Annotated in this window: 20 protein-coding genes and 1 riboswitch; of the genes, 8 read left to right on the top strand and 12 right to left on the bottom strand. The window is 48.7% G+C overall.

The genetic code is table 11. The annotated features are described in order from the left end of the window. Positions 1-108 precede the first annotated feature (108 nt). From ribF to QCB45_RS10440, 4 genes are all read left to right on the top strand, one after another. The gene (gene ribF / locus QCB45_RS10455; RefSeq protein ID WP_279420937.1) at positions 109-1047 is read left to right on the top strand and encodes a bifunctional riboflavin kinase/FAD synthetase; all 939 of its coding nucleotides are present in this window, start codon (positions 109-111) and stop codon (positions 1045-1047) included. 37 nt (positions 1048-1084) lie between these two features. Continuing rightward, positions 1085-3913, top strand: a complete 2829-nt coding sequence (gene ileS, locus QCB45_RS10450) for an isoleucine--tRNA ligase (RefSeq protein WP_279420935.1) — start codon at positions 1085-1087, stop codon at positions 3911-3913. Continuing rightward, positions 3906-4457, top strand: coding sequence for a signal peptidase II (gene lspA / locus QCB45_RS10445; protein WP_279420933.1), 552 nt, complete (start codon positions 3906-3908; stop codon positions 4455-4457). The genes ileS and lspA overlap by 8 nt, the downstream gene beginning before the upstream one ends. A gap of 284 nt (positions 4458-4741) precedes the next feature. Then, on the top strand, positions 4742-5614 hold the full coding sequence (locus QCB45_RS10440; protein WP_279420932.1) for a tetratricopeptide repeat protein: 873 nt from the start codon (positions 4742-4744) through the stop codon (positions 5612-5614). Between the two features lie 82 nt (positions 5615-5696). On the opposite strand, the gene QCB45_RS10435 is transcribed toward QCB45_RS10440, so the two are convergent. The 9 genes from QCB45_RS10435 to QCB45_RS10395 form a co-directional block, all read right to left on the bottom strand. Continuing rightward, positions 5697-6263 carry a DUF882 domain-containing protein gene (locus QCB45_RS10435; RefSeq protein ID WP_279420931.1) on the bottom strand — a complete coding sequence of 189 codons (567 nt, stop codon included), beginning with the start codon at positions 6261-6263 and terminating at the stop codon, positions 5697-5699. A 56-nt stretch (positions 6264-6319) separates the two neighbouring features. Further along, the gene (locus tag QCB45_RS10430) at positions 6320-8041 is read right to left on the bottom strand and encodes a L,D-transpeptidase family protein (RefSeq protein WP_279420930.1); all 1722 of its coding nucleotides are present in this window, start codon (positions 8039-8041) and stop codon (positions 6320-6322) included. Positions 8042-8262: 221 nt separating this feature from the next. After that, positions 8263-9762 carry a thiamine phosphate synthase gene (gene thiE / locus QCB45_RS10425; RefSeq protein ID WP_279420929.1) on the bottom strand — a complete coding sequence of 500 codons (1500 nt, stop codon included), beginning with the start codon at positions 9760-9762 and terminating at the stop codon, positions 8263-8265. Further along, the gene (locus tag QCB45_RS10420) at positions 9755-10555 is read right to left on the bottom strand and encodes a thiazole synthase (protein ID WP_279420928.1); all 801 of its coding nucleotides are present in this window, start codon (positions 10553-10555) and stop codon (positions 9755-9757) included. The genes thiE and QCB45_RS10420 overlap by 8 nt, the downstream gene beginning before the upstream one ends. Position 10556: 1 nt before the next feature. Then, on the bottom strand, positions 10557-10766 hold the full coding sequence (gene thiS, locus QCB45_RS10415; RefSeq protein WP_279420927.1) for a sulfur carrier protein ThiS: 210 nt from the start codon (positions 10764-10766) through the stop codon (positions 10557-10559). Next, on the bottom strand, positions 10759-11880 hold the full coding sequence (thiO, locus tag QCB45_RS10410) for a glycine oxidase ThiO (protein WP_279420925.1): 1122 nt from the start codon (positions 11878-11880) through the stop codon (positions 10759-10761). The genes thiS and thiO overlap by 8 nt, the downstream gene beginning before the upstream one ends. Position 11881: 1 nt before the next feature. After that, positions 11882-13753, bottom strand: a complete 1872-nt coding sequence (gene thiC / locus QCB45_RS10405; RefSeq protein ID WP_279421087.1) for a phosphomethylpyrimidine synthase ThiC — start codon at positions 13751-13753, stop codon at positions 11882-11884. Between the two features lie 258 nt (positions 13754-14011). Beyond that, positions 14012-14113, bottom strand: a riboswitch (TPP riboswitch). 41 nt (positions 14114-14154) lie between these two features. Further along, positions 14155-14352, bottom strand: coding sequence for a hypothetical protein (locus tag QCB45_RS10400; protein ID WP_279420924.1), 198 nt, complete (start codon positions 14350-14352; stop codon positions 14155-14157). 24 nt (positions 14353-14376) lie between these two features. Beyond that, complete coding sequence (locus QCB45_RS10395) at positions 14377-15579, bottom strand: lytic murein transglycosylase (protein ID WP_279420923.1); 1203 nt, start codon at positions 15577-15579, stop codon at positions 14377-14379. Positions 15580-15762: 183 nt separating this feature from the next. Between QCB45_RS10395 and rlmKL the strand changes: the two genes are divergently transcribed. From rlmKL to hemN, 3 genes are all read left to right on the top strand, one after another. Further along, positions 15763-17964, top strand: a complete 2202-nt coding sequence (gene rlmKL, locus QCB45_RS10390) for a bifunctional 23S rRNA (guanine(2069)-N(7))-methyltransferase RlmK/23S rRNA (guanine(2445)-N(2))-methyltransferase RlmL (protein ID WP_279420921.1) — start codon at positions 15763-15765, stop codon at positions 17962-17964. Positions 17965-18015: 51 nt separating this feature from the next. Then, positions 18016-19365 (top strand): sensor domain-containing diguanylate cyclase, encoded by a 1350-nt coding sequence (locus QCB45_RS10385; RefSeq protein ID WP_279420920.1) that lies wholly within the window; start codon positions 18016-18018, stop codon positions 19363-19365. Positions 19366-19448: 83 nt separating this feature from the next. Beyond that, positions 19449-20831: an oxygen-independent coproporphyrinogen III oxidase gene (gene hemN / locus QCB45_RS10380; protein WP_279420919.1), complete on the top strand. Its 1383-nt coding sequence runs from the start codon at positions 19449-19451 to the stop codon at positions 20829-20831. A gap of 79 nt (positions 20832-20910) precedes the next feature. Here hemN and QCB45_RS10375 read toward each other — a convergent pair whose 3' ends face one another. Together QCB45_RS10375 and QCB45_RS10370 are read right to left on the bottom strand one after the other, a co-directional pair. Then, a complete protein-coding gene (locus QCB45_RS10375) occupies positions 20911-21714 on the bottom strand; it encodes a YdcF family protein (RefSeq protein ID WP_279420918.1) in 804 nt (267 codons plus the stop codon). A 26-nt stretch (positions 21715-21740) separates the two neighbouring features. After that, a complete protein-coding gene (locus tag QCB45_RS10370; RefSeq protein ID WP_279420916.1) occupies positions 21741-23036 on the bottom strand; it encodes a diguanylate cyclase in 1296 nt (431 codons plus the stop codon). 295 nt (positions 23037-23331) lie between these two features. Between QCB45_RS10370 and clpB the strand changes: the two genes are divergently transcribed. Continuing rightward, positions 23332-25896 (top strand): ATP-dependent chaperone ClpB, encoded by a 2565-nt coding sequence (gene clpB / locus QCB45_RS10365; RefSeq protein WP_279420913.1) that lies wholly within the window; start codon positions 23332-23334, stop codon positions 25894-25896. An 85-nt stretch (positions 25897-25981) separates the two neighbouring features. Here the strand turns inward: clpB and QCB45_RS10360 are convergent, their stop codons facing one another. Further along, positions 25982-26425: an Lrp/AsnC family transcriptional regulator gene (locus QCB45_RS10360; RefSeq protein WP_279420912.1), complete on the bottom strand. Its 444-nt coding sequence runs from the start codon at positions 26423-26425 to the stop codon at positions 25982-25984. Positions 26426-26587: the final 162 nt, after the last annotated feature.

Here is a 26587-nt window from a genome sequence, read left to right as displayed (position 1 = left end):
CCTTTTTTCATTGGAATTTTTAAAAGATTTACAAACAGTTAATCACCGAGTTACGGTATAATTTACGGCTTGTTTTTTCATTCTCAATCAAAAGATAATCACGGTCAGATGCAGTTAATCCGAGGCTTGCACAATTTGAACTTGTTTCAGGACTCGCTGGCGAACGGTTGTGTCTTGACGATTGGGAATTTCGACGGGGTGCATTTGGGGCATCAGCAGGTGTTGGACGCAGTTACCGCCGAGGCGAAAACGCGTGGCCTACCGAGTGTGGTGATGTTGTTCGAGCCGTTGCCGATTGAGTTTTTCGCCCCTGAGGAAGCGCCGGTCAGGTTGATGAATTTTCGTGAAAAGATTAGCGCGTTCCAACAGACCGAAATCGATTACGTTTTGTGTATCCGTTTCGAGAGCCGGTTCGCCGCCTTGACCGCTGAACAGTTCGTCAAACAGATTTTGGTGGACGGATTGAACGTCAAGCACTTGGTGGTTGGCGACGATTTTCATTTCGGCAAACAGCGTATGGGCGATTTCGCCTATCTGCAACGTCAGGGATTGGAAAGTGGATTTACGGTGACCGATATGCCGACCTACCATGTAGATGGCGAGCGGGTCAGTAGTACGCGGGTCAGGGCGGCGCTGGCTAAACCTGATTTGGAACGGGCGCAAGCCTTGTTGGGCAAACCGTTCAAGTTTAGTGGACGTGTGATTCACGGTCAGAAATTGGGTCGGACCATCGGTTTTCCGACATTGAATCTGAATCCGAAGCGTCTGCAGATGCCGGTTCAAGGCGTGTTTGCCGTGACCGTGGACGGCATTGCGGACAAACCGTGGCCGGGGGTGGCCAATTTGGGAATCCGCCCGACAGTGAACGGACACCGGCCTTCAATCGAAGTACACTTGTTCGATTGGACAGAAGAGATTTATGGACGGCATGTGGATGTGACTTTGCAGTACTACATCCGTCCGGAACTGAAATTTGAAAGCATCGAGGCGTTGACCGAACAGATCCGCCTGGATGCCCAAGAAGCCAAACAGTATTTTACTATTTGAATTTTTTAAACTTTAACTCCGATATAGAAGCTAGAGCATGACAGACTATAAATCGACCTTAAACCTTCCAGAAACCGACTTTCCGATGCGCGGTAATTTGCCGAACCGTGAACCGAAGCAGGTGGAGAGCTGGCAATCCGAATCGCTATATCAGACGGTTCGTGAGCACATGGCCGGACGTCCGAAGTTCATTCTGCACGACGGCCCTCCGTATGCGAATGGAAACATTCACATCGGTCATGCAGTGAATAAGGTTTTGAAGGATATGATCGTCAAGTCTAAAGGATTTAGCGGTTTTGATGCGCCGTATGTGCCGGGCTGGGATTGTCATGGTCTGCCGATCGAACTGAATGTAGAGAAGAAAAAAGGCAAGGTTGGTCAGAAAATCGGTGCGACCGAATTCAGACAGGCCTGTCGAGATTACGCCCAGCAGCAGGTGGAAGGTCAAATGGCCGATTTCCAACGTCTGGGCGTAATGGCCGATTGGGAAAACCCTTATTTGACGAAAGATTTCAAATTCGAAGCCAATGAAATCCGTGCTCTGTCCAAGATCATTCAGAACGGTCATCTTGTGAAAGGAACCAAGCCGGTTTACTGGTCTGTCGGCGGACACTCTGCTTTGGCAGAAGCAGAAGTAGAATACGAAATGAAGCGTTCTAAGTCGATTGACGTACGCTTCAAAGTCTTGGATGAGGAAGCATTCTTCAAGCGTTGCCACCACGTGGAAGATCATCTGGGTGAAGGGCCTTTGTCGGTCGTCATCTGGACAACCACGCCTTGGACACTGCCGGCCAACCAGGCGGTATCAATCAACCCGGAACTGGAATATGCCGTGGTTCAGGTAGAGGGCGAGCATGGTCCGGAGCGACTGTTCCTGGCAGAAGCGATGATCAAGGATTCGATGGACAAGTGGGGCTTTGAACATTACAACGTAATTGCTTACGGTCGCGGTGAGCAATTCGAACTGATCCGTTTGCAGCATCCGTTCTACGATCGCATTGTACCGTTGATCTTGGGTGATCACGTTACCACCGAAGCGGGTACCGGGTGCGTTCACACGGCTCCGGGGCACGGTCAGGAAGATTTCGCGGTCGGCCTGAAATACGATTTGGAAGTCGACTGTCCGGTGGACGGTCGAGGTAACTATGTGGCGGGCACTCCGCTGTTTGAGGGCGAAAACGTATTGAAAGTTGACGATCACGTGATCGAAGTGTTGAAAGAGCATAAGGCTCTGGTGCACATTGAAGTGATTGAACACAGTTATCCGCACTGCTGGCGTACCAAGACGCCGTTAATTTTCCGTGCTACGCCACAGTGGTTCATCTCAATGACCGAAGGGGGCCTGCGTGACAAAGCGATGCAGGCGATTCCAAATGTCGAGTGGATTCCGGAATGGGGTCAAAACCGAATCGAAGGGATGGTTGACGGTCGTCCAGACTGGTGTATCTCTCGTCAGCGTTTCTGGGGTGTACCGATCACGATCTTCGTTCATAAGGTAACCGGTGAAATGCATCCGCGTACCGTCGAGTTGATGGAAGAAGTCGCTAAACTGGTTGAAGAAAAGTCGATCGATGCCTGGTACGACCTTGATCCAACCACTTTGTTAGGTGATGAAGCAAAAGATTACGAGCAGGTAACGGACATTCTGGACGTCTGGTTCGACTCCGGTATTTCGCATTACACGGTATTGGATCAGCGCGAAGAATTGTACTCGCCTGCGGACTTGTATTTGGAAGGTTCCGATCAGCACCGCGGTTGGTTCCAGTCGTCTTTGTTGACAGCTTTGGCGACATCCGGTCAGGCTCCTTACAAACAAGTACTGACGCACGGGTTTACGGTGGACAAAGACGGTAAGAAGATGTCCAAGTCGAAGGGGAACGTGGTAGCGCCGCAGGAAATCGCAAACAAATACGGTGCTGATATCCTTCGTCTGTGGATTTCCGCTGCGGACTACCGTTACGAGATGACGGTTTCCGACGAGATCATCAGCCGTACCGCAGATGCGTACCGTCGTATCCGTAACACAGCACGTTTCCTATTGGCGAACATCAACGGTTTCAATCCGGAAACGGATTTGGTGGCTTATGAGGACCTATTGCCTTTGGACAAGTGGGCGATTGGCCATGCGTCAAAATTGCAGAAAGAGATCACCGAAGCTTATGAAAAATACAATTTCCATGAGATTTATCAAGTCGTGACCAATTTCTGTTCAGTTGAATTGGGTGCTTTCTATCTGGATGTGATCAAAGACCGTCAGTACACCTGTAAAGCGGATGGCCTGCCACGCCGTTCGGCACAGACCGCTTTGTACCACATCGTTGAGGCAATGAGTCGTTGGATCGCGCCGATCTTGAGTTTTACGGCTGAAGAGATTTGGCAGGCTCTTCCAGGAGAGCGCAGTCAAACCATTTTCGTTTCGACCTGGCATGAAGGTCTGGTCGAACTGGATGAAACGGCACAGATGAACTCGGCTTACTGGGCACAATTGATGGAAGTACGTTCGGCAGTTGCCAAGCAGTTAGAGCAGCTGCGTAACGATAAGGTCATCAAAGGTTCCTTGACGGCGGAAGTATCCCTATACTGCGATGACGGTCTGTTCGATGCGATCAATAAGCTGGAAGACGAGTTGCGTTTTGTTCTGATCACTTCCGGAGCAGCAGTTAAGCCATTGGCTGAGAAGCCAGACAGTGCGGTTGAATCTGAGCTGTCAGGCCTGTGGATTGATGCAGGAGCCACTGACAAACCGAAGTGTGCACGTTGCTGGCACCATCGTGAAGAAGTCGGTCAGATCGAAGCACATCCTGAATTGTGTCAGCGTTGTGTGGACAACGTAGACGGAGAAGGGGAAGTGCGTCATTATGCCTGATCAACCGAGTGTCATGCCAACATCCAAGTCTGCTGTTCGTACTTTGTGGTTTACGCTGTTAGTGATTGCGCTGGATCAGCTGACCAAAGTCTGGGCGGTCAGTGCTCTGGAATTCGCCGTTCCGGTTCCTGTGATGCCAAATCTGAACTGGACGCTGAATTATAACCACGGCGCCGCATTCAGTTTCTTGGCTGACATGGGCGGATGGCAACGTTGGTTTTTCACGGCCTTGGCCGTGGGGATCAGCGCCATTCTTTATGTCTGGCTTAAGAAACTGCCGAACAAACTGAATGTTGAAACAATCGGTATCAATATGGTTCTGGGCGGAGCGATCGGTAATGTTATTGATCGTGTATTTGAAGGCAAAGTCACTGACTTCATCGATTTCTACATCGGTACTTGGCATTACGCGACCTTCAATGTTGCCGACGTGGCAATCAGTGTCGGTGCGGCGCTTTTGGTGTTAAGCGAGTTGATTTTAAAGCCTCGGGCGGAAAAGAAAGCCAAGGCTGCGAGCAGCGCGAATACCGAAGCCGACAAATAAGCATTTGCATGGATTCCTGAANGAGTTGATTTTAAAGCCTCGGGCGGAAAAGAAAGCCAAGGCTGCGAGCAGCGCGAATACCGAAGCCGACAAATAAGCATTTGCATGGATTCCTGAATTAAAAAAACCAGCAGGCCTGCTGGTTTTTTTATGTCTGTGCAAAAGTAAATTCATAAGTTAATGATTATGAAATGTTTATAGTTACCCAAACATATAGTTATTATCCGCACTGCCGACTGACGCTATAATCACGATCAATTGAATTGATTTAAGCAGGTAAGAAAGTGAGTAGTAAGGAAAGTTATATTTTTGAGGTGTCGCAGAGCAATTTCAATAACTTGGTGTTGATGAACTCTTATAAGTTACCGGTGGTGGTTGAGTTCATGAGCGTGAATTCCGAAGTCTGTATCAATATGGAAACGTCGTTGTCGGAATTGGCGCGTGAATTTGCCGGTCAGTTCGTATTTGCCAAACTGGATGTCTATGAACAGCCTGAGTTGAAAGAACAGTACCAGATTGAAAACCTGCCGACGATCAAGGTGTTCAAGGATGGGGAAGTTGTTCGCAATGAAATCGGTAAGATGGATTCGAACGAGCTGGCAGCGATGCTTAAGGATTTCGGGATTTACCGCGAGTCTGACGAGATGCGTCTGCAGGCACGCGAATTGCATTTGCAGGGCGATACGGGCGGTGCAGTCAACCTTCTTACTCAGGCGATTCAGGCAGATCCATCCAATACCAAGGTGGCGATGGACATGGTTCAGGTACTTTTGGATGTGAATGTATTGGATCAGGCCATGGATATTTTCAACCGCCTGCCGGACAAGGACAAGGAGAGTGAGACCGGGCGAGCATTGATCGGTCAGTTGACCTTCAAGCAGCTAGCGAGTGAAACGGAAGGCAAGCAGGCAATGTTGAATCGTCTGGATCAAAATCCGTTGGATTTCGATGCCTATTTCGATTTGGCGGTATGCCTAGTGGCTGAGCACGATTACCAGGGGGCATTGGAAAGCTTGTTTGCGTTGTTCGAGCAGGAACCGAATTACAAAGACGGTGCTGCGCGTGAAATGATCGTAACGATTTTGAATATGTTGTCACCTTCCGATCCGGAACTGTCGAAACAGTATCGCCAGCGATTGGGTAGTGCGCTTTCCTGAATAAGGACGGTATCTTCAAATGAAAAAGCCGGAACCTGATACATTCAGGTTCCGGCTTTTTATTATGGTTTCAAGCTGGCTGTTACCAGTGACGAACGCGTCCTGTATCGACATGGACGAAATTCGATTTAGGGTAGAAACCGACGCCACCTTGTTTTTCGTGCATGGCGATTTTTCTTAAATCCGTCAGTTTCAATCCAGGAAGGTTGATATCGATCGCTTTACCAACCATGTGCAGGCTTTTTGTCGCCACACCTTGCGTGGTGTTATGAAGCATGGCATTGGTTTTTGGAGAACGGTATCCCGAGATAACGTTGAATGCCTTGTTTTTACCTGCACGGTTATGGATGTCGTGCAACAGGTCAAACAGCGCGATGTCCATTTTGTGAGTTTCATCGGTTCGGAAGTCTCTCAATACGTGCTCAATTTCTTCCAGCGCTTCAGGGTGATAGATCCCTTGTTCCCAATAGGTCGTCTTTAAAGACTCACCGGTATGCAGGTTGTAAAAAGATAGGGTACGGAACTCTTCGTCTTTGTGCTGTCTCTGCATGTTTGCAAACACTGAAGTCGGTGCTAGAGCAGCGGCTGCTGCACCCATTCCGCCAAGTTTCAAAAATGTTCTACGATTCATATTATCGTGTTTTGACATAGCCACCCCATTCACGTTATGAAAATATGTGAAAATATACCATAAATTATTTAGCATTAATTTTCAAGGGTTTTTTTCATAAAACTCATTAGGTTAGCGTCTTCTTTGTAGACATCTTTACGTAGAAACAGTCTGCCTTCCGTATCCGCCCATGCGGTTTGGTAGGTGACGAAGACCGGTATTTTTTCCTTGAGGTGAACGACCTGCCGGTCTCCACCCTCAATTTGGCTGTAGATGGAGTCGTAGGTGGTTTCGGAGTTCTCCCGAACCAAGATCTCATAAGCTAGCTGCATCGGTTTTTCCGCGCGAATACAGCCCGAACTTACTAGATAGGCCTTGTTCTTAAAGAGGTAGCGTGCCGAGGTATCATGGATATAGATATCTTCACTGTTGGGGAACATGAATTTGATTCTTCCAAGTGGGTTTTTAGGCCCTGAATCCTGGCGGAATATGTATCGAAGCATGCCGTTTTTAGTGACCTTGTTCCAGTCAATTTTCGTAGCGTCAAGCGGATGACTTTCTGTTCTATCCGTAGCGCTGAACAAACGAATCTTTTTTTGATTGAGGTAAGTGCTGTCATTTCGGAGTTTTGGCAGGATATCTTCCGCCAATATTGTTTTGGGAATACGCCAGTAAGGGTTGTACACCAGATAACTCATCATCGCTTCCATCATCGGTGTTGGACGTTTTATTTGGCCAACGACCGCCTGCATTGACAAGACCTGGTCGTCTGCGATGTATTGAAGTGAAAAATTCGGGATGTTTACCATGACATAGCGGTCGGGAATATGACTGCTATACCAACGCCAACGTTCCAGGTTGAGACGAATCTTGAGGATGACGTCTTGAACGCTCTCTGCCAGTTTGTTTTTGGTCTGAGGGCCGATCACTCCATCGACGATTATATGATGACATCGCTGAAACTCTTTGATGGCGCGTGTTATCTCTTCGGGCTGTTCACTCGTTTGCGCTGGAGGTTGTGTGTTATTTTGAGAAGATTTATCTTCCCAATCATTTTCTGTCCAACTCCAACCAATCGGTTCCGTGTTCAGGTAATCGTATGGAAAAGACGAATCGGTTGATTGGGGGTCATAATCGAGTTCTCCCGTGATCGAAAGTCTTTTTTTCACATTTTCAATATCTGAATAAGCTTCGGGGTTTTGATTCCAACCACCTTGATCGGCAATGGTCCGATAGCGCTGCAATGCTTTTTTCAGATTTCGGTAATAGCGATGTTGCGGAGTCAGCTGTGACAGTGCCGATTCTATTCGGCCTTGTTGTAAGGCGTTGGCTAAAATAGCCGGCATATCGATCGTCTTACGGGCGACGGCTCTATGCAAGGTATCCGCTTCCGTACCAAATGCTATCCCGTAGAATAGGTGGTATCCCAACGTCATGAAAGCATCGCTAAGAAGAAGATCTTGGATGGCTTGGTCTTCAGGTGTCGGTGATTTGGAAAGGCGTTGGAGTAACGCATGGTGATAGCCGGAATATTCAGGATTTAGACCATCGTCCTCAGCAGCATTGATGGCGTTGAGTAATTGATTGGAGAGGCCATTTTCTGAACGGCTTTTCCAGGCAAGTTCATAGTTGCGTTGACTATAGAATTTTTGCAGCAGTGTCTTTTTTGATAGCCGAATATCATCCTGACCGAAAATGGACGGCAGGTAGTCTTGCGATAACATCGCTTTCAGCTGTTGCTGGATGGTTTGCGGTTGGGCTTGTGCAGCCGTCAGAAACATGCCAGCAATCATCAGAATACTTATCAAACGTATCACTGCGATTGCCTCCTCATTGAGCCGTTCTATTTAATATTTTAGCGAAATTACACTTAAAAATCTGTTCGCATTGGTGCTTATTATAGAAGGACTAAAGAAGAAAAGAGTGGTTTTTTACAAGATTAAGTCCTTGTTTTTTATAGGTAAATAGGAGTTTTGTGTATGGTCTGTAGGGGGTGGGCCCGCACGCAGCGGGCCATGAAGAAGGGGGGCAGATTGCTTCAAGAAAGAAGGTGTTTGAAATCCTCGACAACTTTTTCTGGACTGGTGGAGAGCGTAATCGCGGTGACCACGGCAATGCTGTCAACCTGAGTTGAAATGACGTCCGGTGCATTTTGAAGTGTGATGCCACCGATGGCCACCACCGGAATGCCGGTCTTTAGTTTCAGGATTTCTCTAAGGTTATCCACGCCCTGAATTTGACCGGTCATGTCTTTGGTACGAGTCGGGAAGATGGCACCAATGGCCAGATAACTCGGTTTGATCTGTTGTGCCAGCAGGAATTCATAAGAACCGTGGGTACTGATTCCCAGACGGATTCCGGATTTCTGAATGATCTGAATCTCTTCTGCTGAAAGGGCTTGAAGGTCTTCCTGTCCCAGATGAACGCCATAAGCGCCATATTCAATCGCCAACTGCCAGTAATCGTTGATGAATAAGCGGGTTGGGTACTGTTTGGATAAAACGACGGCTTGTTCGATGAATCGGCAAAGTTCGTTCTCTGTCTTGTTCTTCAGACGCAATTGGATTATTTCGATGCCTAGAGGCATCAGCTTTTCCAGCCATTCGACCGAGTCGACTACCGGATAAAGCCCCGGTTTTTGAATGCCCAGATCGGCAAAACCGGATTGGGAAACCGACTCTAAAGGCCTGCTGAGAACAACCTGTGGATAAAATTGTTTTTCAACCGGCCAGTAGGGTTGAATCAGTGCGCCGTAATATTTCAAATCCTTCGGACAAAGCGAGAAAGCCTTATTGGTAAAGGCCTGAGCTTGAATGAAGGCGTCACGCAATAGGTAGCCTTGAGCCATAAAGCCGGCGATGGCAGTGGATAAACTGCAGCCGCTGCCGTGGCCGTAACCGGTTGCCGTACGAGGCGACTTTAAAGCAAGGTGCTGGTCTTCAAAATAACAGTTGTCTGTAACAAATTGTTCAGACTCACCATGTCCACCGGTGATGACAACCGCTTGGCAACCTTTATGTAAAATCCGTTCAGCCCATTCGGACGAAGTGTGTTGTTGTTCGTCATCTTCCGCTAGGCTGGCCGCTTCAGAGTGATTTGGCGTGACAATATCGACGATTTTTAATAATTCATCGAACAGACCCGCACCAATGGATTCAACAACCAAATCTTGTCCGACACTGGCTTTCATTACAGGATCCAAAACCACCACCAGGCCTGGCGAGTTTTGTTTAAGTGTTTTAAGACGCTTAACTAACCAGTCGAGTTGTTGGTTATTGGCGATTAATCCGATTTTGACTGCCTGAGGCGGCTTGTCCTCCAGAAGACAATCGAATTGCTGTTGCAGCAAGTCAACAGGAACCGAGTTGATGGATTGTAGCTGGCGTGAATTCTGCACAGTGTTGGCTGTGATGAGGGTACAGACCTCACAGCCGATGGCATGACCGCTTTTAATGTCGGCCTGAATGCCGGCGCCACCGCTGCAATCCGAACCGGCGATGCTCCAGATGATCGGTCGCTTGGATTGGATTTCAGCCATAGTTCACCTGATGCCAGAAAGGTTTGTCCAGAGTCGGCGTACTTGGTTTAGCGGTGGAACGTTCGCTGATTAAACCACTCTGATAGGCCAGACGTCCCGCTTCGATAGCACGGGCGAAAGCGGTTGCCATCATGACTGGGTTTTGCGCCTGAGCGACGGCAGTGTTGAGCAGAATCGCATCCACACCCATCTCCAATGCTTGGGTAGCATGAGACGGCTTCCCGATACCCGAATCCACGATCAGGGTAACTTCCGGGAAGCGGTCTCGGATCGCCTGTAGGGCATACGGGTTGAGCAGGCCTTTGCCGGTTCCGATCGGCGAGCCCCAAGGCATGATGACTTCGCAGCCCAGTTCTACCAGATGTCTCGCGATCACCAAATCATCAGTGCAGTAAGGCAGTACCTTGAAGCCGTCGTTCAACAGTATTTCAGTCGCTTTGACCAGTTCGATCGGATCAGGCTGAAGGTTGTAGTCGTCCCCGACCAGTTCCAGTTTGACCCAATCCGTCTGGAACAGTTCGCGACTCATCTTGGCCATGTTGACCGCTTCAGTAACGCTATGACAGCCTGCAGTATTCGGAAGAAGATGTAAGCCTAAGGATTTGATCATCTCCCAGAAACTGGCGCCGCCGTTGGCTTCCGGATTCTGGCGGCTTAGCGACAGGGTGACGACCTGGGCACCGGACGCCTGGATGGATTGTTGCATCACGTCCGGTGACGGGTAAAGGGCACTGCCGATCAGTAGTCGGCTGTCGAGTTGGATGCCGTAAATATTAAGTGTATCGGATGTCATCTTATCCCCCTTGGATTGCGGAAATGACCTCGATGGCGTCATCGGGGTTGAGAGTGATTCGGTCATGTTCCGAGTTGGGTACGAAATTCTGGTTCAGCAACAGCGCATAAGGCGCTTGTGCGCCAAATTGTGTTGCGGCTTCGGCCAAGGTGGTATCGCCGTTGGCTTGTTGCGGTGTATCGTTGACCAGGATTTGAAAAGTATCAGTCATGGCTGTTCTCGGTAAATTCGATTAAATGTTCAAAAACGGGCGGTTTTGGCAAAGCGGTATCGATCAAAGCGATGCACTGTTCGGCCACGGCCGGCGCCAACAGGTAACCGTGACGGAACAGGCCGTTGACCTGAATTAAGTTGCCGTCAACCCGAATCTTCGGTTCGTTGTCCTCAAACGCCGGGCGCAAACCGGATTTGATTTCCAGTATCTCCGCTTCGGCAAACCCTTTGTGCACGCTGAAGCACGCTGACAAAAGCTCCAGAGCGGAACGCACGGTCGGTTGTCGCTGGTCTTCGGTTTCGATCTGAGTTGCGCCGACTACGAAACGGTGGTCCGCTTTCGGAGCGATATAGATCGGGTAGCGCGGATGCATCAAACGGACAGGCCTGTTCAGATTGACTTCCGGTGCATACAGTCGAACGACTTCACCTCGCACGCCGCGCAATTTGTGTTTGCCGTGCTCGGTTCCGGTTTGCAATATCTGGTCTTTAGCACCCAGACCGCGGCAATCGATCACCCAGTCGAATGATCGGCGTTCACCGTCGTAAACCACTTGGCGATTCTCGATCGATACCTCTGTGTTTTGGTGCCAAACCACATTGCGTTGTTCCAGTGTGCTTGCCAAACTTTCAAGCAGCTCGCGGTTGTCCAGCTGACCTTCTTCGGGAAGCCAGAGGATATGCTGGAAGGTGTGCGGCTGTTGGGCCAGTTCAGGTTCCAGCTCTTCGAGCTGTAATGGTGTCAGGCTGCTGTAGTCTTTCCCCATTTCGCCCTTGATACGGTGGCCGAAATCGACTAGGTTTCCGTAGTCTTGCTCATAGGCGAGAATCAAGCTGCCGTTCTGCTGGAAGAAGACCGGCTTTTGCAATTTTTCCAAAACGCCGGGCCACAGTTCCAGACTGCGTTGGCCCATTTGCATCACGCTTAGTGAGCTGTCTGCGGATTCCGCCAAAGGCGCCAACATTGCTGCTGCGAGATGGGCGGCACTGAGCGATCCCTGTCGGTCATCACGATCAAACAGTGTGACCTTGTGGGACTCGCTCAGGCTGACCGCCACTACTCGTCCTATCAACCCAGCGCCGACAATGGCGATATTGGGCGTATTCGGCATGTTAGGCTTCCTTCTGGTAGATTTCGCTGCCGGATTCACGGAACTGCTGTGATTTTTCCTTCATGCCGCTTTGAATTTCTTCCAAGGTGATTTCGGTGATCTGGCCGGCCTGGTCTTGCTGGGCGGCATAATCGCGAACTTCCTGGGAGATTTTCATCGAACAGAATTTAGGCCCGCACATCGAGCAGAAGTGTGCCACTTTACCGGATTCCTGCGGGATGGTTTCGTCGTGGTAGGCGCGTGCGCGTTCCGGATCCAGTCCCAGGTTGAACTGGTCTTCCCAGCGGAATTCGAAGCGTGCTTTCGACAAGGCGTTGTCGCGAATCTGAGCGCCCGGATGGCCTTTCGCCAGGTCGCCGGCGTGGGCCGCGATCTTATAAGCCATCAGACCTTCCTTAACGTCTTCTTTGTTCGGCAGACCCAAGTGTTCTTTCGGTGTGACGTAGCACAGCATGGCGCAGCCGTACCAACCGATGTTGGCGGCACCGATGCCAGATGTGATGTGGTCGTATCCCGGTGCGATGTCGGTCGTCAAAGGACCAAGCGTATAGAAAGGCGCTTCGCCGCATTCACGTAGTTGCTTGTCTACGTTCTCTTTGATCATGTGTAGAGGAATATGTCCCGGACCTTCGATAATGGTTTGAACGTCATGTTTCCAAGCAATCTGAGTCAGTTCCCCCAAGGTTTCCAGTTCGGCAAACTGGGCTTCGTCGTTGGCATCTGCAATGGAGCCAGGACGTAAACCGTCACCCAATGAGAAGCTGACGTCGTAGGCTTTCATGATTTCACAGATTTCTTCAAAGTGGGTGTACAGGAAGTTTTCCTGATGGTGTGCCAGACACCACTTCGCCATGATGGAACCACCGCGTGAGACGATGCCGGTAACACGCTTGGCGGTCATAGGGACGTAACGCAATAGTACGCCCGCATGAATGGTGAAATAGTCGACCCCTTGTTCGGCTTGTTCGATCAGGGTGTCGCGGAAGATTTCCCAAGTCAGGTCTTCGGCGATGCCGTTGACCTTTTCCAGTGCCTGATAGATCGGTACGGTTCCGATTGGAACCGGCGAGTTACGCATGATCCATTCGCGGGTTTCATGAATGTTACGACCGGTCGACAAATCCATTACGGTGTCAGCACCCCATTTGGTTGCCCAAACCAGTTTTTCGACCTCTTCGGCGATGGAAGAACCGACCGACGAGTTACCGATGTTGGCGTTGACCTTGATCAGGAAGTTGCGTCCGATAATCATCGGTTCCGATTCCGGGTGGTTGATGTTACAAGGAATAACCGCACGTCCACGGGCGACTTCGTCACGCACGAATTCCGGGGTGATATCTTTTGGAATGCTTGCTCCGAAGGATTCACCGGCATGTTGTTGGGTCAGCATTTCGTCACGCACTTCGGCGCGCTTCATGTTCTCGCGGATGGCGATGTATTCCATTTCAGGTGTGATGATGCCTTGACGGGCATAGTGCATCTGGGTGACGTTTTTGCCCGCTTTGGCGCGGCGCACCGGCGGCAGGTTTTCGAAACGGATGTGATCCAGCCCTTGGTTCGCCAGACGCTCCTGAGTGAATTTGGAGGTGACGGAATCCAGAAGCTCGGTATCTCCACGGGCTTCAATCCAGCTCTGGCGAAGCTTCGGCAAACCTTTATAGACATCGACTTCAATGTTTGGATCGGTGTATGGGCCCGATGTGTCGTAAACCGGAACCGGTTCGTTAGGCTCCATTACCGGATTGTCCTGTGGGCCGCTGACGTAGGTGTCGCTGACCGAAATTTGGCGCATTCCGACCTGAATCGGGTGGATTTCGCCCGGCACGTAGATTTTGGTTGAATTAGGGAAGGATTGTCCGGAAACGTCTTTGATGAATGCTTCCGCTGCTGCACGCGCTTCGCGGCGGTTGGTTTTGTTTGTTGAACTCACGGCTCTGCCTCTTTTAAAAATTAAAATCAGGCGGGGCACGATAGACTTGTGTAGAAAACAGACGAATTCGAAACGAATTGTTTTGGAAACAACGTTTGGGTTTCAGTTGAAGAGGATTCAGAAAGATAAGGTGAGTTTGAATTCACGCAAATCTTGCATGAATCAGACGATTGAAACTCGAATACCGCTTGGAGCAGTAACGTTGAATGTCTGATTGTTCCCTTCGCTGGTATTAACCAGATCAGGTTCTACGGATCCCGCTTACGCGATCTCAGCCTAGTCTAGGCACTCCGACAATTTACTGTTTTTCTAGTATAACCAGCGATTTGCGTTTTGCAAAGCCCTTATTCCGTTTCCGTAGGCTTCTCGGAGGTGGGTTTTCTATGGTGGGTTGTGCGGTTGAGGCGATAATTCAACTTGACGAGTTGACTCTGAACCTTCCAGAAGAGGTAGCTGGGATGATCGTACAGTTCCGGTTTCGGCGGCAGGATTTTATGGATTGCCAGATCGGATTTGCTCTGTTCGTCATCGGAAGCTGTCATGGTTCCATACCCACCTTTGGCGTATTACTTTTGAGTACTCAATAGCATGTCCAGCATGCGATGAGATGGATAACCGTCTGCCGGAAGGTCACGTTCGGCTTGGAATGCCCGAAGGGCGCTACGAGTCTGGCTGCCGACAATTCCGTCTGGTTTTCCGGCATCGTAACCGAGCCAGTTGAGGCGTTCCTGAATGGACTTCATCTGAGTTTTACTCAGGGCTTTATCGTCTTTGGGTGCTTTTTTGGATAAATCGGGGCGTCCGATGATTCTGTCTGCCAAGTGTGCGACCCCCAGCGCGTAGTTGTTGGAGTTATTCCAGCGTTTGATCACCTTGAAGTTGTCGAATACCAGAAACGCCGGTCCACGGTAGTCACTCGGCAGAATCAGTTTGGCTTGCATATCTTCTTTAGGCAGTGGTCGACCGTCGGCAAGTTTCAGCCCCATTTTGCTCCACTCGGCAAGCGGACGAGCCGTTTTGCCGTCGGCCAGGACATAGTTAAAGTTTTCCGGAAGTGACACCTCTCGGCCCCAGTTTTCTTGTTTCTGCCAACCCAAGGTCGATAAGAAATTTCCGGCGGAGAAGAATACATCCGGCAGACTGCCCCAAAGGTCTTTCTTACCGTCGCCGTCGCCGTCAACCGCATAGCGTACATAATTGGACGGCATGAATTGGCACTGTCCCATCGCGCCAGCCCATGAACCTTTCATCTCATCAAGTGTGACATGTCCCTGATCGAGAATCTTCAACGCATCGATCAGCTCTTTGCTGAAGAATTCACTACGGCGTGGGTCGAAAGCAAGAGTTGCCAAGGATTCTATGATCGGAATGTTTCCTGTGTAACCACCAAAATTGGTTTCCATCCCCCAAAAGGCGACCAGAAAACGACCGGGTACGCCGTATTTTTTGGTGACTTCATCCAGTAATCTACGGTGCTTTTGGTAGAGGTATCGGCCTTTGGCAATACGCCATTCGGTGACCGCACTTCTGAAGTACTGCCAAAAGGTGCGTGTGAATTCCGGTTGACGACTATCCAGGTCGAGTACTTTCTGATTCAGGGTGACGTGTTCGAAGGCTTGATCCAGAGTGGTTTTTGAAATGCCTTGTTCAACGGCCTGTTTTTTGAAGTCTTTAACCCAGGATTGAAACTCGGCTTCGTTCGATTCAGAGGCTGACGCCGGTAGAGCCAATGAAAGGAACAATGCGAGAAGGATGAATCGGAATCTCATGGAACCACCGTCGAATTATGTTTTATGAATGAATTCAGGTCTCTATTTTACAGAAACTTACCTAAAGCAGACAGTAAAACAGTAAAATGTGCGGATTAAAATCCGTTATATGTCGAGCTTGCGAAAACATAACCTTGAGTCCATCCGTTAGCCGTCATTTTCTAAATTACCATTGGAATCGATATGTTGAAATGTTTTGCCACCTCTCCGGGTGGGTTGAGTGAGATGTTGCGTGAAGAACTGCTTTCTCTGGGTGCCCATAATGTTAAGGCACAACCAAGGGGTGTGAGTTTTGAGGGTGACCTGGAAGTGGCTTACCGTGCCTGCCTGTGGTCTCGTCTGGCAAACCGGATCTACTTGACCGTTTTGGAGACGGAGCTGGTGAATCAAGAGGATTTGACCGAACAAGTCTCTACGATCGACTGGAATTCGCATATGGATGCGTTCGGAACCTTTGCGGTGTCCTTTTCCGGGAAAGGGATGGGGATTGATCACAGTCATTACGGTGCTTTGAAGATCAAGGACGGCATCGTCGATTATTTCAGAACGGTTTCGAACAGTCGTCCAAGTGTCGATACGGTTCACCCTGAACTGCGGGTGCACGGCCACCTTAACCGTAACCAGTTGACTTTGAGTATTGATTTGACCGGACACAGTCTGCACCAGCGCGGTTACAGAGAAGGGCAACAGGTCAAGGCGCCTTTGAAAGAGAACGTGGCGGCCGCTTTGTTGATGCGGGCAGGGTGGCCTGAGATCGCCAAGCAGGGCGGTACTTTATACGACCCAATGTGCGGCTCCGGAACCTTTCTGATTGAAGCGGCGATGATGGCTTCTGATCTGGCACCCGGATTGGAAAAGTCCGAACAGATGGGCTTTTTGACCTGGAAACAGCATGACGCGAAATTGTGGCGCAAATTGGTGGACGAAGCGGAACAACGCGAAGCGGAAGGTTTGAGAAATTTGCCGGAAATTTACGGTTCGGACGCTTCGCACCGATCGCTGGATGTCGCTAAGGAAGCAATCGCCAATGCGGGTTATTCCGACAGCATTGAGATCAAGCAGATGACCGTCGAACAAGGGCGACGCTGGGGAGGTTGGACACCTGGCCTGGTGATATCCAATCCACCTTATGGCGAGCGTTTGGGTGAGCTGGAGACTGTGAAAAGCGTTTATGTCGATCTTGGAAATTATCTGAAAAGCGAATTCGACGGTTGGCAGGCCGCAATTCTTACGTGTAATCCTGAGTTGGGCATGTATTTAGGTATCAAGGCCAAGCGCAGCCATAATTTCTTCAACGGGGCGATGGAGTGTAAGTTGTTCCGTTTTGATATTCTCAAAGAGTTCCATCGCCAACCAGCTGTCAAAGGTGGCGCGAATCTGGCTGAAGAGATTCAGATGGCGTTGCCGGACATGAAAGAGTCGGAAGGCGCGCAGATGTTCGCCAACCGTCTGAAAAAGAATTTGAAGAACTTGCGCAAATGGGCACAAAAAGAAGAAGTTTCTGCTTACCGTGTGTATGACGCCGATATGCCCGAGTATGCCTTGGCGATCGACTTCTACCAGACTTTGGAAGGAGGCGATTGGCTGGTAGTGAACGAATATGCCGCTCCGAAATCAATTGACCGAACGGGGGCAAAAAAACGTCTTCATGAAGCTATGTCCGTATTGCCGGAGGTGTTCGATCTGCCGGCGGACCATATCGTTTTCAAGGTGCGCGAGCGCCAGAAAGGGACATCTCAGTACGAGCGTCTGGATGAGAATCGACAGTTTTTCACCATTATGGAAAACGGTGTGAAATTGCGCGTCAATTTTACTGATTATCTTGATACCGGTGTGTTTTTGGATCATCGTGATGTGCGTGCTTATGTGGCACAACAGTCAAGGGGCAAACGTTTGCTGAACTTGTTCTGTTATACCGCAACGGCGACGACTCAGGCGGCGGTTCAGGGAGCGAAAAGCAGTTTGAGTCTGGATATGTCCAAAACCTATCTGTACTGGGCCAAACATAATTTCTTGAGCAACGATTGCGACGAATCCAAGCATCGCCTGGAACAGGAAAACGTGCTGGAATGGCTTGAGCAGGCCTCTCAATCGGGACAAGCGGATTTTGACGTGATCTTCCTTGATCCTCCATCGTTCTCGACCTCCAAACGCATGGAAGGAACGTTGGATATTCAGCGCGACCATGTGACGTTGATTAATCAGACTTTGGCGTTGTTGAAACCGGGCGGTGAATTGGTCTTCTCGACTAATCTGCGTAAATTCAAACTGGCGGAGGCTGATTTCAGCGGCGTCGAGATCACGGATATCACGCAAAAGACCATGCCTAAGGATTTTCAGCGCAATAGCAAGATTCACCAGGCCTGGTCTTTTAAGTTGTTGTAAGTATTGTTAAAAGGTGGGTAGAATGGGGGCTGTTATTCTATAGAGATTCCTATGCTCACCATCTCCTCCATCAATCAAATGATCGGCGTCGATGACGAAGATCGAACTCAGTTTGAGCTAAGCCGCGCCTTTTTCATTGAATTGAAGCCCTTGTTTCTGGCGGAATTGAACGGTTGGCTGAACGAATACGATTACCAGATTGAGCAGGTGTTCATTGATGGCTATTACGATGCCCTGGTGTCCGGACACTATTCACAAGAGTTCTACATTCGGCAATATACTCAATGTACCTACTGGTACAAGTTGGGATTGAGTTCCGTCAGAACGACGTTGATCATCAATCAGTGCCGCCATATGTTTTTCAAACATACTTCCAAGAGTGGCAAACCCCAGTTGGGATACGTTATCAGCCAAGCATTGGATATCGCTCAAGCCGTCAGCGCCAATGTCTACGCCATTGCAGGCATGATGGAAAAAATGCACCAGAAGTTCCGTGCCGACATCACCGGTATTGAAAGAGCGACCAAGTTCGGCAGCATCAAGATTTCCGAAGAGTTGGTCGGAGCTTACATAGACCATGTGAATTGGAAAGTGAGATTGTTTTCTATGGCACTGGGTTCTGTAGAGGACGAAGAGTTTCCTTACTCTACCGATGAATGCAGTTTGGGGAAGTGGCTCAATGCAGGAGGCTGGGATAAAATTCCGGCCGATCAAAAGGAGTCATTCGACCTGGCACATCGCCAGGTTCATTCCTTGGCGAGACAGGCTATTCAGGATTCCATCGCCCAGCACCCGGAAAACATCATAAAGTCGCTCTCCAAAATGGAGAAAGCCTCCGATAAGGTCGCTGAAGTATTGTTGCAGTTGATTGATGAGCAAATCATCCATTCCGCGACCTTGGACGGCCTGACCGAGTTGCCGTTAAGGAAAGTATTCGATGAGGAATACGGGCAGATGCTCTCTTTGGCAAGACGTCAACATTTACGGGTCGGTCTGATTATTTTGGACGTCGATCATTTCAAAAAAGTGAACGATGAAAAAGGGCATTTGGTCGGAGACCAAGTGTTGAAAAAGCTGGCTGAAGTGTTGAAAAACTCCTTAAGACAAGAAGACAAAGTCTACCGCTGGGGAGGAGAAGAGTTTGCGGTCATGACATTGGGAGAGGGTGATAACAATGTGAGCGCTTTGGCGGAACGCATTCGATCCACTGTCGAACAGACCATTTTTTGTGAAAATACCGATGATGAAATGCGGGTAACGGTGAGTTGCGGGACGGTCTGTTTTAATCCGCTCAAAACGAATTCGATCGACAAGATGTTTTCTTTGGCGGACAAACAACTCTACTTCGCGAAACAAAACGGGCGTAACCGGGTTGAATCCCAAACTCTTGATATGGAATAACTCACGCAACCGGTTTTTCATTTATCATGCCTGTTTTGAATCATTATGGATCATTAGATTCGACCTCAGGACAGCAATTTGTTATGGAACAGAACATTCAATTCGATGAAGGCTTGATCAAACGTTATAACCAGACAGGTCCTCGTTACACCTCTTATCCGACCGCGATTCAGTTTGATGAGTCGTTCGGAATCGAAGAATACAAAGCAGCGGCTCAAAGAAGCAATGAATCCGGACGCGGATTGTCTTTGTATTTTCATATCCCGTTTTGCGATACGGTCTGTTTCTTCTGTGCCTGTAACAAGGTATGGACTCGTGACCGCTCCAAAACTACGCCATATTTGGAGCGTCTTTTTAAGGAAATCGAGATGCAGTCCAGATTGTTCGATCCGAACCGTAAGGTCGAACAGCTTCATTGGGGCGGTGGTACGCCAACGTTCATCAATACCGATGAAATGCGCCAGTTAATGGATAAGACCCGTGAACATTTCAACCTGTTCGATGACGATTCCGGTGAGTATTCAATTGAAATCGATCCCCGTGAAGCGAATCGTGAATCCGTGAAACTTTTGCGTGAACTGGGTTTTAATCGAATGAGCCTTGGGGTCCAGGATTTTGACCCTCAGGTTCAGAAGGCGGTTAATCGTATCCAGAGTCAGGCGGAAACCTTTGAGGTGTTGGAAGGCGCACGTGAGGCCGGTTTCATGTCGGTGAACGTCGATTTGATTTACGGTCTGCCTTTTCAAACCGAAAAGGGATTCATCGCAACCTTGGACAAGGTGTTGGAGGCGGAACCGGATCGTTTTTCGATCTTCAATTACGCCCACATGCCAAGCATGTTCCCGACTCAGAAGAAGATGAAGGAATCCGACATGCCTTCGGCAGATGAAAAGCTGGCGATATTACACGCCACAACCGAACGTTTGTTGGAAGCCGGGTACATCTACATCGGAATGGATCATTTCGCCAAGCCGGATGACGAACTCGCTGTAGCGCAACGTAATGAAACCTTGTACCGGAACTTCCAAGGGTATTCCACTCATGCGGATTGTGACCTCATCGGTATGGGGGCGACGTCTATTTCATTGATTGATAACACCTATGCGCAAAACCGTAAAAGTTTGGAAGAGTATTACCAAGCGATTGATGCGGGCGATTTAGCGGTATTTAGAGGCGTGTTTCTCACTGAAGACGATGAGTTGCGTCGCGATGTCATCACTCGCCTAATCAGTCACTTCCATTTGAATTTTGACAAGCTGGATCAACAGTGGAATATCCGTTTTAAAGAGTATTTTGCACAGGAATTGCAAAATCTGACGCCGATGGTTGAAGATGGATTGATTACGATGACCGATAAGGATATTTTCGTGACCGCGAAAGGGCGTCTGTTGATTCGAAATATTTGTATGGTGTTTGATGCCTATTTGAAAGCGGGCACGCAAAACCGTTTTTCAAAAGTAATTTGATTCGATCCGGTTTTAAACAGGCCTGTTTAAAACCGGAAAGTTCTCCAGATACGACTTTCTAAGGTGTTTTAGTCCCTTATTACGGGCTTGGATACCATTCCGAAGTCTTGTCTGTCCAGTAGTAGACGGTCAATCCGATCCATTCTTTAACGGCCGGTTCCAATGCTTTGAGATGGTCGAAAAGATCAAAGTCCCACTGTCTTAAATCGCTGCTGTTGGAGCGATAATCCACAGGATAGGGAATGACATTGATGCCGAGTTGACGAGCGATCCCTACGGAGCGCGGCATGTGGAAAGCCGACGTGACCAGTAGGTAAGTCCCATCCGGTTTTGGCAACTTAGGTTGTGTATATAGAAAGTTTTCGTAGGTGTTTCTGGAGCTTGATTCGATAACGAGTCGTTTTTCATCAATCCCGATTGTCGTTAGAATTTGTTTGGCGATCGATCCCTCGTCATCCTTGGTGTCCTGCAATTGAACCGAACCACTTCCGCCTGTAAAGATAACCGGCGCTTTAGGGTATTGTGCCGCCAGTTTCGCCGCCGCAATGTAGCGGTCTCCACCGAGTCCCAGTTCGGCGACATTCCAGCTCAATGAGCGTTTTAAGTCTTCTCCACCGCCAAGTATGATGATGCCGTCAATGTCTTTGGGCATGGATTCAGGTTTTGAAAATCTTGATTCCAGCGGATTCATCAGAAAATCACCGACCGGATAGGCCATGGTGAAAAAGCTGATCAGGGCAGTAGGTACCAATATTTTTTTAGCGGCGCGTACGTGATTGTTGATCAGGTAGAGTGTTCCCAGGATCAGCGCGATGACAAAGAGATTCCCTGGGCTCAGAAAGGCCCATGCAATCTTGGAAAATAAGAAAAAGAGACTATCCATAATAAAGCTGTATTCGTTATTGCTATTTAGTTGGTGTTGGCGGGTGAAGCAGCAAAAATAGTTTGGTTTCGCCCTTGTTCTTTTGCAGTATACACCGCTGTGTCGGCTTGTTTAATCAGAGTTTCAAAATCTTCGCCGTGATTCGGGCAACAGGCGATGCCGATACTGACAGTAAGTGCGGGGATGTTGATCCCTGACCAATCGGCATCTGAAAAAACCTTGTGGATCTTGTCTGTAATGTACTCAATCTGCTCCAAGTCGGTATCCGGGAAGAGGATTACGAATTCCTCACCGCCCCAGCGGTAGACGAAGTCGGACTTTCTGAGAGTGGATCGTAATAATTGGGCCCCAAACACCAGAACTTCATCGCCTTTTTGATGGCCGTAGAGATCATTGATACGTTTAAAGTCATCGAAATCCACGACTGCAAGACACATTGGCCGGCCGCTACGTTTGCTCACTTCAAGCTGTTGGTGTACTTGAATTTCGCCTTCCCTGCGATTAGGTAATTGAGTAAGGACATCGTTCGCAGCCAGTTCTTCGAGCTGAAATTGCAACTGTTTGCGTTCGCTGATATTTTCAACCATGCCGACGACATAGGTCGGGTTACCTTGTTCATCGCGTTCGCAGATTTTACCTTTGTCGTGCACCCAGAGGTAGTGGCCATTGCGGTTTTTAAGTCGGTATTCCGCTTCGTAGCTGCTGAGTTTCCCTTGTAGGTGGTCTTCTAGAATTTGTGCGACTCGGTCCAGATCGTCGGGATGAATGTTGTGGATCCAGGTATTCACTTCCGGCTTCATTTCATCCGGACCGTAGCCCAGCATTCTTTTGAGTTGCGGACTGAAAAAGACGTGGCCGGTTTCGACCTCCCATTCCCACATGCCATCCGTTGCTTCGTTCAGCGCAAACCAGATCCGATGGTTTCGACTCTGAAGTTCCTGTTCCATCGCCAGACGTTTGTTGATGTTGCGTGCCACCGACAGACAGTAGGTTTGGCCTTGGTGTTCAAAGTGGGTGGTGTTGACTTCCACTGCAATGTCACCTCCTTCTTTGAGTGCATGCCGGCCTATGAACGTAAAGGTTTCGCAGTTGATGATCGCTTTCACCACTTCGTCCCATTGCGGTAGTCCCTGCAAGTCCTTCTGCAGACTTAGAACGGAGTGGTTTAAGATTTCGTTCTTCTCGAATCCGAGGTCTTCGTAGCCCGCACGGTTGCACCAGATGATGTTGGATGTTTTGGGGTCGATCAGGTACGCCGCATCAGCCATGTTATCAAACAGGATCTCAAGTGTTGGCTCGTGGGGTGTGGAAGGTAGATTCATATGGAACGGACTTCTTAATTTTGATCGTCACACTATCCTGTCATGAATGGTGATTATGTGGTGAGTAGTTTTATTGATAATCTAGTATTATATCTTTATTAACTAAGAAAGATAGCGGTAAAAGTGTGGTTTTTTACAAGGTCTTAACTTTCTGTATTTAAAGGGAGTTTTGTTTTTTTTGTGTGAGTTGGGTTTGTAAAGCAGGCGATTTTTTTCACCTTAAAGTTTGAGTTATTCGAAGTCGTCCTTATATGTTACTTAGTTAAATAAAATCAGTTGAAGGGGTGTTTTAACGATGATTGATAAATTTACCACTCAGTTTCAGTCGGCTTTAGGGCAGGCACAGTCGCTTGCGTTAGGACAGGATAATCAGTTTATTGAACCGCTGCATATCTTGTCTGTACTGCTGGAAGAGCAGGCATCCTTGTTGCAGTTGGCCCAAGTCAATGTCGGAGGATTGCGTCAGGCTGTGAAGCAAAAGCTTGAAACCTTGCCGAAAGTGACCGGAACCGGCGGCGATGTTCAATTGTCCCAGAAATCGGGGCAAGTTCTGAATATGATGGATAAAGCGGCCCAGCAAAAAGGTGATGCTTATATTGCCAGTGAATTGTTCTTTTTGGCCGCTCTGGACTCCAATGATGTGGTGTCGGAACTACTGAAACAGGCCGGGGCAACTAAAAATGGTCTTGAACAAGCGATTCAACAAGTGCGTGGAGGGGAAAGCGTAATGAATCAAAATGCAGAAGAAACGCGCCAGGCGCTTGAAAAATATACGATCGATTTAACCGAGCGTGCAGAGTCCGGAAAACTGGATCCGGTTATCGGACGTGACGATGAGATTCGTCGTGCGATTCAAGTTTTGCAGCGCCGTACCAAAAACAATCCGGTATTGATTGGTGAACCGGGTGTTGGTAAAACCGCGATTGTGGAAGGGCTGGCTCAACGTATCATCAACGGAGAAGTGCCGGAAGGCTTGCGCGATAAGAAAGTGCTCTCTTTGGATCTGGGTGCTTTGTTGGCGGGTGCTAAATACCGTGGTGAATTTGAAGAACGCTTGAAAGCTGTTTTGAATGATTTGGCCAAGAATGAAGGCCGGATCATTCTGTTTATTGATGAAATCCATACCATGGTTGGTGCAGGAAAGTCCGACGGTGCCATGGATGCCGGAAACATGCTTAAGCCGGCTTTGGCACGAGGTGAGTTACACTGCTTAGGTGCGACGACTTTGGATGAATACCGAGAATATATTGAAAAGGATGCAGCTTTGGAGCGTCGTTTCCAAAAGGTGTTGGTGGATGAGCCAACTGAAGAGGATACGGTTGCTATCTTACGTGGTCTTAAGGAACGTTACGAGGTGCATCATGGTGTGGATATTACCGACCCGGCAATCGTAGCAGCTGTTCAGCTTTCTCAGAGATACATTACAGATCGTCAGTTGCCGGACAAGGCAATCGATCTGATCGACGAAGCGGCCTCTCGTATTCGTATGGAAATTGATTCCAAACCGGAAGAGATGGACAAGTTGGATCGACGTTTGATTCAGTTGAAGATTGAGCGTGAAGCGTTGAAAAAAGAGAAGGACGCAGCATCTAAAAAACGTCTGGAAGATCTACAGTCGCAAATCGATGAATTGGAAAAAGAGTACTCTGATCTGGAAGAGATTTGGAAAAAAGACAAAGCTTCCTTGCAAGGAACCCAGCAATATAAGGAAGCGTTGGATCAGGCTCGTTTTGAAATGGAAGCGGCACGCCGTGAAGGTGATCTGGCGAAGATGTCCGAATTGCAATACGGAACGATTCCTGACTTGGAAGCCAAGATCAAAGCGGCTGAACAGGCGGAAAGTGAGGACGGAAATGTACTTCACCTGTTGCGCAATAAAGTAACCGACGAAGAGATCGCTGAAGTGGTGGCGCGCTGGACGGGGATTCCTGTCTCACGCATGCTTGAAGGTGAGCGCGACAAACTGTTACGTATGGAAGAGGCGCTGCAGAAGAAGGTTGTAGGACAGGCGGAAGCGGTAAGTGCTGTGTCGGATGCGATTCGTCGTTCCCGAGCAGGCCTGTCCGATCCGAATCGTCCGAATGGTTCGTTTTTGTTCCTTGGGCCGACGGGGGTCGGTAAAACCGAATTGACCAAGGCTTTGGCGGATTTCCTGTTTGACACTCAGGATGCCATTGTGCGTTTGGATATGTCCGAGTTCATGGAGAAGCATTCTGTCGCACGTCTGATTGGTGCACCTCCGGGTTATGTTGGCTATGAGCAGGGCGGTTACCTTACCGAAGCGGTGCGTCGTAAGCCTTATTCGGTGATATTGCTTGATGAGGTGGAGAAGGCACATCCGGATGTTTTCAATATCCTGTTGCAGGTGTTGGACGACGGACGCCTAACGGACGGTCAAGGTCGGACGGTCGATTTTAAGAATACGGTCATTGTGATGACGTCCAATCTGGGATCGCAGATCATTCAGGAAAAAGCGGGCGAGGAGAATTACGATGCGATGAAGTCTGACGTCATGGAGGTGGTCGGTGGTCACTTCCGCCCGGAGTTCATCAACCGTATTGATGAGATTGTGGTGTTCCGTCCGCTAGGTCGTGAACAGATTCGTTCAATCACCAATATTCAATTGCAGCATTTGCGTCAGCGTTTGCAGGATGTGGAATTGAATCTTGAAATCAGTGACGAAGCTTTGGATTTGTTGGGTGAGGCTGGATTTGATCCGGTGTACGGCGCGCGTCCATTGAAACGTGCTATCCAGCAACGCGTTGAGAACCCGTTGGCTCAAAAACTTCTTAAAGGGGAGTTTGTGAGCGGATCGACGATTCATATCACAGTGGATAACGACGAAATTCAATTTTCGTAAACTTAGACACTGTTTACATTGTTAATAAAAAAGGCTCCCTAGTGGAGCCTTTTTTATGTCTGCAATAGCTAAAAATGTAGATGGTTTAAAGTCGAGGGCCGCCTCGGCGATGCTTCACACGTGTCAACAATGTATTGCAGTCTACTTCAATGATGTGTTCGCGTGAGAAGATGTGTTTACGAGTGAAACGGTCCAGTGCTTCGAAATCGTCTGTCAAAGTATGGATGTGTAAACTTTTCATGTCGCTCATTATATATAGGCTGACGACTTCAGGGCATTCTGCCAGTTCATTGGCAATCTGCTCAATGCCTTGCGGTGCCACTTTGACGTCCAGAAAGGCGGAAAGGGACTTTCCAAGTTTGAGCGGATTGATGACGGCCGTGAATTGCTCGATTACACCGTCTTCCTGTAATTTCTGGACGCGCTGACGTACATAAGCGCGCGAAACACCGATCTCTCTGGCTATGTCTGCAAAGGACGCGCGTCCATTTTTTATCAGTAGATTAATAATGTGATTATCGATTTTCATTTTTCCTGTTCCTCTGCGAAGTGCAATGAAATGCTCTTTTTTGGTGCGAAAGTTAAATTGTCATATTTGTGTCAAATGTAAACTGTCCGACTTTTTTTATAATTTAATCGAAATAATAATTTGATTAAAGGGATTAATTCGTCGCAAATGCTCTAATTTTTT

This window comes from Thiomicrorhabdus sp. ZW0627 (genome assembly GCF_029767005.1).
In the GTDB taxonomy this organism is placed as follows: Bacteria; Pseudomonadota; Gammaproteobacteria; order Thiomicrospirales; family Thiomicrospiraceae; genus Thiomicrorhabdus.
The sequence above is the reverse complement of the archived record's forward strand: the minus strand, read 5'-3'. Positions and strand labels throughout refer to the sequence as shown.